This window comes from Streptomyces sp. SID8374 (assembly GCF_009865135.1).
Lineage (GTDB): Bacteria > Actinomycetota > Actinomycetes > Streptomycetales > Streptomycetaceae > Streptomyces.
Genome location: NZ_WWGH01000002.1, coordinates 1,612,272 through 1,625,651, shown reverse-complemented (window position 1 = coordinate 1,625,651; position 13,380 = coordinate 1,612,272). Strand labels below are relative to the sequence as shown.

Here is a 13,380-nt window from a genome sequence, read left to right as displayed (position 1 = left end):
AGGACCCGCTCCATGAGCCCCGCCGCCCAGCCGTCGTTCCACCTCCTCCCCGGAAGCGCCGATTCCCCGGTGCTGCTGCACGTACCGCACGGGTCGCGGACGATTCCGGAGGAGGTACGCGGCGGAATCCTGCTGGGCGACGGGGCTCTGGAGCGGGAACTCGACCACATCACCGACTCCCACACCGCCGAACTGGCGGCCCGGGCGGCCGAGGCCTGCCCCACCCGGCCCTGGCGCCACGTCAACGCCCTCTCCCGCCTGGTCGTCGACCCCGAACGCTTCCCGGACGACCGCGAGGAGATGCGCGCCGTGGGCATGGGCGCGGTCTACACGCACACCACCCACCGTGAACGCCTGCGCGCGCCGGACCTCGACCAACGCCCCCTGCTGGACAGCTACTTCCACCCGTACGCGCAGGCGATGACGGAGGCGGTCGACGCCCGGATCGCCGCCACGGGCCGCGCGGTGATCGTCGACGTCCACTCGTACCCGAGCGAGCCCCTCCCGTACGAACTCCACGGCACGGGCCCCCGGCCGCCGATCTGCCTGGGCACCGACCCGTTCCACACCCCGCCCGAGCTGCGCTCCCTGACGGAGGAGGCGTTCGCGGGGTTCGGCGGGACGGGGGTCGACAGCCCGTTCGCCGGTACGTACGTCCCGCTGAAGCACTACGGCACCGACCGCCGGGTCACGGCCCTGATGATCGAGATCCGCCGCGACACGTACATGACCGAGCCGGGCGGCCCGGCGGGGCCGGGACTGGACGCGCTGGCGGAGGCGCTGGCAGAGCTGGTGGGGGCATGCTGACGCGGTACGCAACGCCCGGCCGGGGCTACTGACCGATCTCCACCACCCGCGCCCAATCCGGCGGCCCGGGCGGGACGTACTCGGGATCGTCCTCGTTCCAGGAGCGGCGCCCGCGCTCCCTCGGGAAGAGGCCGACGACCGTCCGGCAGGCCGGTCGGGCGGTGGGCCACGGCGTCTGCCCGTCGGTCAGGACCACGACGGCGTCGGGGCGCGGCTGGGCCCGGAGCGCCTTGGCAAAGCCCGTACGCAGATCGGTGCCGCCACCGCCCAGCAGCGGGATGCCCTCGGCGCGGCACAGCGGGTGCACGACCCGGGTGGCCGCGTCGCAGGCGAGGACGGTGACCAGGTCGCGGCGGCCGCCGACGGCCCGGACGATGGCGGCGACTTCCAGGAGGGCGCTGCCCAGTTCGGCGTCGCTGACCGAGCCGGAGGTGTCGATGACGACGGAGACCCGGGGCGGTCTGCGGCGCAGGCTCGGCAGGACGACGCCGGGGAGTCCGGCGGAGCGCCGGGACGGCCGGCCGTACGTGTAGTCCTCGCCCGCACCCGATCCCGAGGCGGCCGAGCGGACCGCCGCGCCCAGCAACTCCCGCCAGGGCTGCGGTGGATGGAACGCCTCCTCCGCCCACCGCTTCCACCCCTTCGAGGCGTTGCCCGGCCGGCCGGTGATGCCCTGCGCCACCCGGAAGCGGACCGCGTCCTGCTCCTGGTCGCTCAGCCCGTGCGCGCCTTCGGGCCCCAACTCCCAGTCCCTGTCCAGACCGTCGGCGCCGCTGCCGCAGTCCAGCCAGGCGAGGTTCTGGGTGCGCGGGCCGAGCCGGAACCGGCGCAGGTAGTCCTCCATGAGTTCGCCGGACGGCAGTTGGAGGGTCGACGGGTACACGATGCCCTTCGGGCGGGCCAGGCCGTCGCCGTACACGTCGTCGTTGATCTCGCAGTCGGCGGCGATGTTCATCCGCAGCCGCTCCCCCGGCCCGGTCAGCCCGCGCTGCCGGGCGACCCGGTCGCTGCGGCCGTGGTGGTCGCGGAGCAGGTGCGACACCTCGTGTACCCAGACCCCGGCCAGCTCCTCCACCGGAGTACGTGCCACATAGGCCGGGGAGACATAGCACCGCCAGTACCGGTCGACGCCCATGGTCGGCACCCGCCACGACTCCACGGTGTGCAGGGCGAAGAGGGCCGTGGCCAGATAGGGGCGGGCCCGGGCGGCTTGCAGCCGGGCGGCGAAGAGCTTGTCCGGGTCGAGTGCGCTGGGCGCGTCCGTCGCCGTCATCGGCCCGACTTCCCCGTCGCAGCGACACGTTCCGCCGCCCGGTCGGCCCGCCGGGACAGGGAGATGACCCCGGCAAGGTCTTCGACGGCCGCCGGGACATCCCAGTCCTCCTGCCGCAGTGTGGCGAGGGTGGTCGCGGGGACGACCACCAGGTCCGGGGCCCCGGTCTCCAGCGCCCGGACGAGCAGCGCCCACGCGGCGTCCCAACGGCCCCGTTCCGGGCGGGTACGGACCGCCGCGACCACACCGTCCAGTGCGGCCTGGCGGAGATCGCCGCGCTCGGGCAGGACGGCGCCCGCCGGGTCGGCGAGCAGATCCTCGGGGTCCGGAAGGTCCATCCGGTCCAGGCTCGCCAGCAGCTCCAGCCCCGGCCCGTCCCCCGCCGTGCCCCGGACCAGCAGGGACAGCACGTCCCGGGAGGACCCGGCGGCGGTGGCGAAGGCGACGAGCGTCAGCGCCATGTCCCAGCTGCGCGGCGAGGGCCAGGGTCCGCCCCGGCGCGTCTCCGTGGTGGGCAGCCGGTGGACGAGCGTGGGACGGGCGGAGAGCAGCCCGCAGACCGCGCGCCGGGCGAAGTCGACGGCCTCGGGCAGCCTTTCGGGGTCCAGCCGGGGCAGCGTCGCACGCGGCCAGGTCCCGGCGAGGCCCCGGACGACGACCTCGTGGTCGTGGGCCCACTGGAGATGGACGAACCGGTTCGCGAGCGGCGGGCTCAGCTCCCACCCGTCGGCCGCCGAGGAGCGCGGGTTGGCGGCGGCCACGATCCGTACGCCGGGCGGGAGTTGCAGTGCGCCGATCCGCCGTTCGAGTACGAGTCGGAGCAGCGCGGCCTGGTCGATGCCCACTGCGGCGCAGGCACCTGCCCAGTCCCCGGCCTCGCGGCGGGCGGTCGCGTTCTCGATCATGGAGGCCGGCACGGCGAACTCGCGCACGCGCGGCCAGAAGGAAGGGTGGGAATCCCGATGTGCGGCGTGGGTGAGCATCAGCACTCACCTTGCGCGGACGGGTCCCCCGATCTGTTCTCGGAGTGATTCATCGCGGGAAGCGTAGCTGCGATCACCGCGATCGGCCAGATCTTTTCGCCGGGGCGGGCCGCACCCCTTGTCGGGGTGCGGCCCGCCACCGTCCCACTCGCTCAGAAGAACACCCCGCACCGCAGCAGCACGTTCGCGTACGGCCGGGCCTCCCCCGTCCGTACGACCAGGCGCGCCGACGCGGTACGCGCCTTGAGCTCGTCGTGCGGGATCAGCTCCAGCCGGGGGAAGTGACCGGCCAGGAGCGCCGTGGCCTCCGGGTTGGCTTCGCGTACCTCCAGGGCCGCCGTCGCCCCTTCCACCTCCAGCTCGTCCAGCAGGCCGTCCAGCACCTCGGCGAACGGCGGGGTTCCGGCGCGGAAGGCGAGGTCGACCACGCGGGGGCCGGGTGGGATCGGCATGCCCGCGTCGCAGACCAACACGGTGTCGCCGTGGCCGAGTTCGGCGATGGCACCGGCCAGGTGGCGGTTGAGGATGCCCGACTTCTTCACAGCGCGTCGACCTCCTCCAGCGTCGGGAAGGACGCCTGCGCGCCCCTCGACGTGACGGCCGCCGCCCCCACCCGTACCGCGAAGGCCGCCGCCTCGCGCAGGTCGTCGCCCCGGCCCAGGCGCCAGGCCAGGGCGGCGGTGAACGCGTCCCCGGCCCCCGTCGTGTCGACGGCCTCCACCTTCGGGCTGACCAGGTGGTCCAGGGAGCCCGTGCGGCTGTCGGCCACCAGTGCGCCCGCCGCGCCCAGGGTGATGACGACCGAGCGCGGGCCGAGCGCGAGGAGGGCCGGGGCCCAGTCGTGCGGGGTCTCCCCCGCCGTCCCGCCGAGGATGTAGCGCGCCTCGTGCTCGTTGACCACCAGCGGGTCGCAGGCGGCCAGCACCTCGTCGGGCAGCGGGGCGGGCGGGGACGGGTTGAGGACGAGGCGGGCCCCGGGGCCCAGGTGGCGCGCTGTCTCCGCGACCGTGTCCAGGGGGATCTCCAGCTGTACGGAGACCACCCGCGCGGCGGCCAGCAGCGGTTCCGCCGCTCGTACGTCCTCGGGGGTGAGGCGGCCGTTGGCGCCCGGGGACACCACGATGCTGTTGTCGCCCGAGGGGTCCACGGTGATCAGCGCGACGCCGGTCGGGGCCCCGCCGACCAGGACGCCTTCGGTGTCCACGCCCGCCGCGCGCTGGCTCTCCAGCAGCAGCCGTCCGTGGTCGTCGTCGCCGACCCGGGCGAGCAGCGCCGTACGGGCTCCCAACCGGGCTGCGGCCACTGCCTGGTTGGCGCCCTTGCCGCCCGGGTGGACGGCCAGGTCGGAGCCGAGCACCGTCTCGCCGGGGGCGGGGCGGCGTTCGACGCCGATCACCAGGTCGGCGTTGGCCGAGCCGACGACCAAAAGGTCGTAACGGCCGTCGTCGGCTGCGGCGTTGTCGTGCATTTTCTGCTTCCTGCTTTCTTCGGTGGGGCCGGGGCGGTGCTCGGCGTCAGGAGAAGTCGGCGACGTTCTCGCGGGTGACCACCTTGACCGGCACCTTCACCGTCTTCTCCACCTTGTCGCCCTCGGCCGCCTTGACGGCGTTCTGCACCGCGATCCGGCCGAGTTCGCTGGGCTGCTGGGCCACCGAGGCGTACAGCGTCCCGGCCTCGACCGCCTTCAGGCCGTCCGGGGTGCCGTCGAAGCCGACGACCGACACGGACTTGCCCGCCTTGCTGCCGAGCGCCTTGACCGCACCGAGCGCCATCTCGTCGTTCTCGGCGAAGACACCGGTGATGCCCGGGTGGGACTGGATCAGATTGGTCATGACGTCCAGGCCCTTGGTGCGGTCGAAGTCCGCGGGCTGCTTGGCGACCACCTTGATGTCCGGGTATGCCTTGAGCCCTTCGGCGAAGCCCGCGCCGCGCTCGCGGCTGGCGGAGGTGCCCGCCGTGCCCTGGAGGATGACGATGCTGCCCTTGCCGCCCAGCTTGTCGGCGAGCGCGTCGGCGGCGAGCTTGCCGCCCGCCACGTTGTCGGAGGCGACGAGGGTCGCGGTGTCGGCCTTGTTCACCCCGCGGTCGGCGGCGATCACGGGGATGTCGGCCTTGTTGGCGCTGCGGACGCCCGGCCCGACGGCGTCCGAGTCCACCGGGTTGACGATGATGGACGAGACTCCCGAACTGGTGAAGTTCTGGAGCTGGTTGGCCTGCTGCGAGGCGTCGTTCTGGGCGTCGGTGACGGTGAGGTCGATGCCCGCCTTCTTGGCCTCGGCCTGTGCGCCGTCCTTCATCTGCACGAAGAAGGGGTTGTTGAGCGTCGAGAGGGACATGCCGACCTTCGTCGTTCCCCCGGAAGAACCGGAGTTGAAGTAGGACACCCCGCCGACGACGACCGCCACGGCGAGGGCCGCTCCGGCGAACTTGAGCGCTCCCCTGCGCCCGGACCCCGGTGCGCCGGGGGCGGCCCCGGCCGAGGAGGCCGCACCCGAACCGGCCTTGCGGCGCAGCGTGTCGAGGAGGACGGCGAGCGCGATGACGACGCCGATGACGACCTGCTGCCAGAACGCGGAGACCGAGAGGAGGTTGAGGCCGTTGCGGAGTACGGCGAGGATGAGCGCGCCGATCAGGGTGCCGGATGCCTTGCCGACGCCGCCGGCCAGGCTGGCGCCGCCGATGACGACGGCGGCGATGGCGTCGAGTTCGTACCCCTGGGCGGCCTGCGGCTGGGCGGAGACGAGGCGCGAGGCCAGGACGATGCCCGCGACGGCGGCGAAGAGGCCGGAGAGCGCGTAGATGACGATCTTCTGGCGCTTGACGCGGAGACCGGAGAGCCGGGCCGCTTCCTCGTTGCCGCCGATCGCGTACATGGAGCGGCCGATGAAGGTGCGCCCGAGGATCAGCGCGGTGATCAGACCCATCGCGATCATCACGAGGACCGGTACGGGGAGCCAGCCGCCGAGTGTGTCGCCGAGCCGCGAGACGGAGTCGGGGAACGCGATCGGGCTGCCCTGCGAGATGACGAGCGAGAGGCCGCGGGCGATCGAGAGCATGGCCAACGTCGCGATGAACGGCGGGAGTTTGCCGTACGAGATGAGGGCGCCGTTCACGAAGCCGCAGGCGATACCGGTGACGATCGCGAGCACGACGGCGAGGACGACCGGGACCCCGGCGGACGTCGCCGACCACGCCAGGACGGTCGCGGACAGAGCGGCGACCGAACCGACGGACAGGTCGATGCCCGCCGAGACGATGACGAAGGTGACGCCGAACGCGAGGATCGCGGTGACGGCCGCCTGCACGCCGACGTTCAGCAGGTTCTGGGTGGTCAGGAAGTCGCCGGAGAGCAGCGACATCGCCACCACCAGGACGACCAGGGCGCTGAGCGCGCCGTTGTCGAGCAGGACGCGGCGTATCACGGAAGTGCCACCTGCGCCCGTGTCACTCTTGAGTGTCTCAGTGGCCACGGGGGCCCTCCTCTACGTTCTTCGGTGCGGGGTGTTCGTGGGTGCCGGCGGTGGAGACCGCGAGGGCCATGACGGCGTCCTGGGTGGCCTCGTCGGCGTGGAGTTCACCGGCGATCCGGCCCTGGGCCATGACCAGCACCCGGTCGCTCATGCCGAGGACCTCGGGCAGGTCGCTGGAGATCATCAGGACGGCGTGGCCGGAGGCGGTGAGCTCGTTGATGAGCTGGTAGATCTCGACCTTGGCGCCGACGTCGATGCCCCGGGTGGGTTCGTCGAGGATCAGCACCCGGGTGTCGGCCAGCAGCCACTTGCCGATGACGACCTTCTGCTGGTTGCCGCCGGAGAGGGTGCGGACGTGCTGGCCGAGGCCGGACATGCGGACGCCGAGCTGCTTGGCGATGCGGGCGGCCGCCGTACGCTGCCCCTTCAGGTCCACGAGTCCGGAGCGGGTCGCGGAACGCAGGGTGACCAGGCCGAGGTTCTCCTGCACGGAGGCGTCGAGGACCAGCCCCTGGCCCTTGCGGTCCTCCGGTACGAGGCCTATCCCCGCGCCCATCGCGGCGGGCACGTCGTGGCGGGCGAGGCGCTCTCCGCGTACGTCGACGGTGCCCGCGTCGTACGGGTCCGCGCCGAACACCGCGCGCGCCACCTCCGTACGGCCGGCGCCGACGAGTCCGGCGAGGCCGACGACCTCACCGGCGTGCACGTCGAAGCTGATGTCGTGGAAGACCCCGTCCCGGGTGAGCCCCTGGACGGACAGCAACACCTCGCCCGTGTCCGGGCGTTCGCGAGGATACTGCTGGTCGATGCTGCGGCCGACCATGAGCTGGACGAGCTCGTCCTCGGGTGTGGAGGCGGGCACCTGGTCGATGCTGCGGCCGTCGCGTAGAACGGTGACGCGGTCACCGAGTGCGGCGATCTCCTCCAAGTGGTGGGTGATGAAGACGATCCCGACGCCGTCCGCACGCAACTGCCGGACGATCGCGAAGAGTTTGTCGACCTCTTCCGAGGTGAGCACGGCGGTCGGTTCGTCCATGATGAGAACGCGTGCTTCCAGGCTGAGCGCCTTGGCGATCTCGACCATCTGGAGCCGGGCGATGCCCAGTTCACGGACCTTGGCATCGGGACGCACATCCACACCGACGCGGCGGAGCAGCTTCTCCGCGTCCGCCCGCATGCGCCGGTGGTCGATGAGGCCGAAGCGGCGCGGCTGGCGGCCGAGGAAGATGTTCTCGGCCACCGTCAGGTCGGGCACCAGGTTGAACTCCTGGTAGATGGTGGCGATGCCGAGCCCTTCGGCGTCCTGCGCGTTGTTGATGCGGACCTCGCGGCCCTCCGCGAGGATCCGGCCGCGGTCGGGGCGGTAGGCACCGGAGAGCATCTTGATGAGGGTGCTCTTCCCGGCGCCGTTCTCGCCGAGCAGGACATGGACCTCGCCTCTGCGCAGGTCGAAGTCGACGTTGTCGAGTGCCACCACGCCGGGAAAGGTCTTGCGCAGGCCTTCGATACGCAGCAACTCATCGGCATGTTCCACCAGTTGCTTCTCCGGTGCGGTCACCGGTCGCTCCTCTGGTCGGTCGCGTCCTGTCCGCACGAGCGGCGTACGACGAGACGGGCGGGCAGGGTGACGGACTGCGGGGTCCGCCCTTCGATCAGGTCGGCCAGCGCCCGTACGGCGGCGCGGGCCAGGTCCGCGGTCGGCTGGGCGATGGCGGTGATCGGCGGATCCGTGTGGACGAACCACGGGATGTCGTCGAAGGCGGCGAGCGCGATGTCGTCGGGGACCCGCAGCCCCCGGGCCCGGATCGCGTCCAGCGCGCCGAGCGCCATCAGGTTGTCGGCGGCGAACACGACCTCGGGCGGCTCGGCCAGCGCGAGGAACCCCTCGGTGGCCCGCCGTCCGCTGGCGGCCTGGAAGTCGCCCTGCCCGATGTAGGCGTCGGGCAGGGCGAGCCCGAGCTCACCCATCGCGTCCCGGAAGGCCTCGACGCGCTCGTTGCCGGTGGTGGTGGCCGCGGGCCCGGCGATGATCGCGAGCCTGCGGTGGCCGAGCCCGTGCAGGTGCGCGACGAGGTCCTTGACCGCCCCCGTACCGTCGGCCCGGACGACGGGCACGTCGATACCCGGAATCCAGCGGTCCACGAAGACCATCGGCGTACCGCTCACGGCGACCTCCCGCATCAGCGGGGAGCCTCCGTCGGCCGGCGAGACGAGCAGCCCGTCGATCCTGCGGTCGATGAGCGTGCGGATGTGGTGGTCCTGGAGCTCGGGCCGCTCGTCGGCGTTGCCGATGATGACGCTGTAGCCGAGCGCGCGGGCCTCCTCCTCGACGAAGCGGGCCAGCTCGGTGAAGTACGGATTGAGTACGTCACTGATGACCAGGCCGAGGGTGCGGGTCTGCGCGGTGCGCAGCGAGCGGGCCACGGCATTGGGCCGGTAGCCGAGGCCGTCGACGGCGGCGAGAACGCGTGCGCGCGCCTCCGCACTGACGGACGGATGGCTGTTCAGCACCCGCGAGACCGTGGCGACGGAGACCCCCGCCTGGGCCGCGACATCTTTGATGCTCGCCATGTCCGGACCACCTCCTTGTGGTTTCCGTACACCTCGAAACCAGGAGCGGACCGCTCGCGCGACGCCGTGGAATCGATTACAGGGATGATTGGAATCGATTACATGGCTGAAAACAAGACCCCTCTCCGCGTCCGAGACCGGATCGTGACAGGAGGGGGTGAGGGTGCGGGAGAGGCGCGGGGTGCCCGGGCGTCCCACACCGCACATCCGGCTTGCCGGGACCCGGCCGGTCGGGGTCCGGTAGATTCGGCTGGCAGTTGATCGGCGAAGAGGAGCGGCCGCGCGCCGCAGGTGTGACGGGGGGGCAGGGGGTGCGGAGGGGGCAGGGGCAGGACCGCCGCCGGAAAGCGCTGCTGGAGTGCTGGCGCGCCATCGAGCTGTTCGGTCCGCCGGGCATCCCGGCGCTGCCCCGACGACGCTCCGCCGCACGGTCCGGGCCGAGGGACGAGTACGTCGTCGACCTGACGCCGCAACCGGGACAGGAACCGCCGCGCTTGCCGTGGGACACCGGCCATCCGGAGACGGGCGCGCGCCGGGCGCCGTACGGCCGGATGTGGCGGCACGAGATCTACTGCGGGATCTTCGATCTGGAGCTGCTCCGTCAGGCGATGATCTCGGTGCTGCCCCCGGGGACCGATCCGGACCCCGGTGTGCCGCAGTCCGAGCTGAGGCTGGCGGGCCAGAGCGCGATGTTCGCCCTGGTCCTGGACGATGAGGGACGACCGGTCGAGGACACATCCGTGATCTCCGCCTGTGCCTGGGCGACCGGCCGCCTCTTCGACCCGGGCCCCTCCGCACCGGACTGGCTGGACGGCTTCGAGGACCTCGACGAGGCGTTCGCCACGGCCGTCGACGAACTGACGGCCACCACGATTCCCTACGGCTCCGCCGCCCCGTCCCCTGACCCGACGTACGGGCAGCGGCCCGGCCGTGGACCGGGAGCCGGGGCCCGGGCCGACCGCGCGAACTGGCAGGGACTGCTCGGCGAGATCCTGGGCGGCGCCGCCGTCGGCGCGGTGCAGGCCCTGTTCGGCGAGGTCGCCGGCGCCGCCGTGCAGGGCGCGGCCGAACCCCTGGTGCGTCGCGCCGCCGGCTGGGCGGCGGCCCGCCGGGCCGCCGGGGACGAAGAGGAACCCGGGAATCCGGAGGGCGGAAGGGGTGCCCCCGAGCGGGCACCGGGCGACTCGTCGGAGGCGTACCAGGCAGGCTCCGGTCCCCGCGCGCTCGCCCTCGCCGACCTGGTCGCCCTGACAGCGCAGATCGCCGACCTGTGCGGGGTGCAGGACCACCTGCGGCCCCAGGTGATCCGGGTGCGCAGCAGGCTGGTCCACCGGCCCCGGGACCCGAAGACGAAGGTCGCCGCCGCGGCCCCTTTCCTCAACAGCCTGCTCCCTCCCGATCTGGCCCGGGTGGCCGGAACGGCCGGAAAGGGGATCGGCCCGGCTCTGGACGCGTATCTGACCGAGCACGATGCCGTTTCCGCGAGGAGGCGGACGGATGTGCGCCGGGAGCGCGAAGTCGTCCTGGCCGGGGTGGATCCGGGGCTGGTCCCGTCGGGGCGGTGGCCCGCACCGGCGCGGTTCCCGCTCGCGCTGAGCCAGCAGTTCGCGGTCGACCGGATGCTCGCCGACCGCGCGGGCACCGAGGGCGGAATGTTCTCCGTGAACGGCCCGCCCGGCACGGGGAAGACGACGATGCTGCGCGACCTCGTCGCCGCGCTGGTGGTCGAGCGGGCGGAGGTGCTGGCGACGTTCGACCGGCCCGGACAGGCCTTCACCGGCCCGGCGTGGCGGGGCAAGGACCGGCAGGGCAAGCATCCGCGGTTCGTGTCGCGTCTCGACCCCCGGCTGACCGGGTTCGAGATCGTCGTCGCCTCCTCCAACAACGGTGCGGTCGAGAACATCACCGCCGAACTGCCCGGCGTCGGCGCGCTCGGTGAGCACTGGCGTGACAGCGCCGACCACTTCTCCGACCTCGCCTCGGCCCTCCTCGGCAGCCCCGCGTGGGGGCTGGTCGCGGCGGTGCTCGGGAACAAGACCAACCGCAAGGAGTTCGGCGACCGGTTCTGGTGGGGCAGGCTGCCCGAGAAGGAGGCCGATGCCCGGGCGGCGAAGGAACTGCCGCCGCTGCGCGGCATGCAGGCCGTCCTGAGCGACTGGATCCCGCCGAGGACTCCGCCCGGTGGCCGCCGCGCCGCCGCCCCGGCGGACCGTGAACCGGCGGCCGGGCCCGCCGAGCCCGTGCCGTCGTGGACCGACGCCGTCGCCGCGTTCCGCACCGCCCGGGCGGAGGTCGAGCGCCTGCGTGCCGAACGCGCCCGGCTGGCCTCGGCACTGGCGGCCGTCGAATCCCCGTCGGCCGGGGAGCGGATCGCGGACCTGGAAGCCGCCGTGCCCCTCGCGGACCGGCGCGTCACCGCCGCGACGGCCGCCCTGGAACGGGCCACCGCCGCCACCGACGAAGCCCGGAACGCCACCGCGGCGGCCGAGGGCCGGCACCGGGCGGCCGCCGAGCACGTGCCGCGGGCCCGGCAGGAGCTGGACACCGCCCGTGCGGACCTCTCGGCCGCTCGGGAGATGGCCGCGCACCACCGCGACCACGTCACCGCGCTCACGGCCCGCCAGGACGCACCGCCTGTCGTCGAGCGGGGTCTGCGCGGCGGGCTGCGGCGCCTGTTGCAGAGCTCCGCCGACCGGCAGGCCGCCCAGTGGCAGCAGGAGCGTACCCAGGCCGAGATCGCGCAGTTGCTCGTCCAGCAGCGCGCCGCCCTCGACGACTCCATGGCGCAGGTCGCCGCAGCCGTTCGCGCCGAGGCCCTGGCCGCGGGCCGGAACTCCCGGTCCGCCACCGCCGTCGGTGAGGCCGCCGCCGCCCTCACCGCCGCCCGCGCCCACGAACAGAGCACGCGCGCCCGGCAGGCCGAAGCGGAGACCGCCCTGCGGAGGGCTCGGGAGGCCGCCGACACGGCCCGCCACGATCTGCGGGCCGCCATCGCAGCACTCGACCGCCGCCACCAGAAGCTGCGGCAGGCGGCCCGGACACTGCCCTCGCTGCCGCTCGGCTGGCCGGCTCTCGACGAAGCCGCCCAGGAACTCGGCGCCCCCTGGTCCGACGAGGCGTGGTCCACCGCGCGTAGCGACCTGTTCCTGCGCGCTCTCGACCTGCACCGCGCCTTCATGGCCGGGGCCGCGAAAAAGGTCCGGGGCAATCTCCAGGTGCTCATGGAGCTGATGGCGGGAACCGGCGGGCCGCTGCCCGACGAAGAGGTCGAGCACGCCTGGCAGACCCTCTTCCTCGTGGTGCCCGTCGTCTCCACCACGTTCTCCTCGGTCGGCAGCATGTTCGCGCGCCTGGGCCGGGAGTCGATCGGCTGGCTGCTCGTCGACGAGGCCGGGCAGGCCACCCCGCAGGCCGCCGTGGGGGCGCTGTGGCGCGCCCGCCGTGCCGTGCTGGTCGGCGATCCTCTCCAGCTCGAACCCGTCGTCACCATGCCCGCCGCTCTGCAACGCAGGCTGCTGCGCGCCTACGGCGTCGACGAGCGGTGGCTGCCCTCGGCCACCTCGGCGCAGGCCGTGGCCGACCGGACCAACCGCTACGGCACCTACCTGCCGGCCCCGGGCGGGGACGACGAGCATGTCTGGGTGGGTTCACCGCTGCGTGTGCACCGCCGCTGCGAGGAACCGATGTTCACCGTCAGCAACGAGGTCGCCTACGACGGCCTCATGGTCTACGGCACCGCCCCCAAGGCATTCCCCGACGAGGAGCGGGACGGGCTGCTGCCCAGCCGCTGGCTCAACACGGACGACCCCGCCCGCCCGGCCGACGCCCCGTGGGGCGAGCGCGACCGCCGTGCCTTCGAGTTCGTCCTCGACCTTCTGGACCGGCACGGCGTGGGCGTCGAGCGCATCCGCGTCATCGCTCCGTTCCGGGCCCTGGTCGCCGAGTGCAAGAAGGTCTGCCGCGGCCGCGACGGCTGGACCGCCGAGCTCCTGGAGGAACGCTGCGCCACCGTCCACCGGGCGCAGGGCAAGGAGGCCGACGTCGTCATCCTCGTGCTCGGCGGCGGCCGTCCCGGAGCCCGCGAGTGGGCGGCCCGCACCCCGCATCTGCTCAATGTCGCCGCGAGCCGCGCCAAGCGCCGCATCTACGTCATCGGTGAGCGCGGCCTGTGGGCCCCGCTCCCCCACTTCGACGTCCTCGCCGACGAGCTGGCGGAATTCGACCACGTCGGCGACCGTACGACCTGGCCGCCGGACGGCGCATGACCGGCACGGAC

Annotated in this window: 9 protein-coding genes; 2 read left to right on the top strand and 7 right to left on the bottom strand. The window is 73.2% G+C overall.

Annotated elements, in window-relative coordinates:
- The first annotated feature begins 12 nt into the window (after window positions 1-12).
- Window positions 13-807 carry an N-formylglutamate amidohydrolase gene (locus GTY67_RS30535; protein ID WP_161281168.1) on the top strand — a complete coding sequence of 265 codons (795 nt, stop codon included), beginning with the start codon at window positions 13-15 and terminating at the stop codon, window positions 805-807.
- A gap of 25 nt (window positions 808-832) precedes the next feature.
- On the opposite strand, the gene GTY67_RS30530 is transcribed toward GTY67_RS30535, so the two are convergent.
- The 7 genes from GTY67_RS30530 to GTY67_RS30500 all read right to left on the bottom strand — a co-directional run bounded on the left by GTY67_RS30530 (window position 833) and on the right by GTY67_RS30500 (window position 9,104).
- Entirely contained in the window at window positions 833-2,080 is a 1,248-nt protein-coding gene (locus tag GTY67_RS30530) for a VWA-like domain-containing protein (RefSeq protein WP_161281167.1), read from the bottom strand.
- Window positions 2,077-3,063: a hypothetical protein gene (locus tag GTY67_RS30525; protein WP_237502958.1), complete on the bottom strand. Its 987-nt coding sequence runs from the start codon at window positions 3,061-3,063 to the stop codon at window positions 2,077-2,079. The genes GTY67_RS30530 and GTY67_RS30525 overlap by 4 nt, the downstream gene beginning before the upstream one ends.
- Window positions 3,064-3,215: 152 nt before the next feature.
- Window positions 3,216-3,605, bottom strand: a complete 390-nt coding sequence (gene rbsD, locus GTY67_RS30520) for a D-ribose pyranase (RefSeq protein ID WP_161281166.1) — start codon at window positions 3,603-3,605, stop codon at window positions 3,216-3,218.
- A complete protein-coding gene (locus GTY67_RS30515; protein WP_161281165.1) occupies window positions 3,602-4,531 on the bottom strand; it encodes a ribokinase in 930 nt (309 codons plus the stop codon). Before GTY67_RS30515 ends, rbsD begins: the two co-directional genes overlap by 4 nt.
- Before the next feature lie 46 nt (window positions 4,532-4,577).
- Window positions 4,578-6,533: a substrate-binding domain-containing protein gene (locus tag GTY67_RS30510; protein ID WP_161281164.1), complete on the bottom strand. Its 1,956-nt coding sequence runs from the start codon at window positions 6,531-6,533 to the stop codon at window positions 4,578-4,580.
- Window positions 6,523-8,091 (bottom strand): sugar ABC transporter ATP-binding protein, encoded by a 1,569-nt coding sequence (locus tag GTY67_RS30505; protein ID WP_161281163.1) that lies wholly within the window; start codon window positions 8,089-8,091, stop codon window positions 6,523-6,525. The genes GTY67_RS30510 and GTY67_RS30505 overlap by 11 nt, the downstream gene beginning before the upstream one ends.
- The gene (locus tag GTY67_RS30500) at window positions 8,088-9,104 is read right to left on the bottom strand and encodes a LacI family DNA-binding transcriptional regulator (RefSeq protein ID WP_093693762.1); all 1,017 of its coding nucleotides are present in this window, start codon (window positions 9,102-9,104) and stop codon (window positions 8,088-8,090) included. The genes GTY67_RS30505 and GTY67_RS30500 overlap by 4 nt, the downstream gene beginning before the upstream one ends.
- Before the next feature lie 311 nt (window positions 9,105-9,415).
- Between GTY67_RS30500 and GTY67_RS35600 the strand changes: the two genes are divergently transcribed.
- Window positions 9,416-13,369, top strand: coding sequence for an AAA domain-containing protein (locus GTY67_RS35600; RefSeq protein ID WP_161281162.1), 3,954 nt, complete (start codon window positions 9,416-9,418; stop codon window positions 13,367-13,369).
- Window positions 13,370-13,380: the final 11 nt, after the last annotated feature.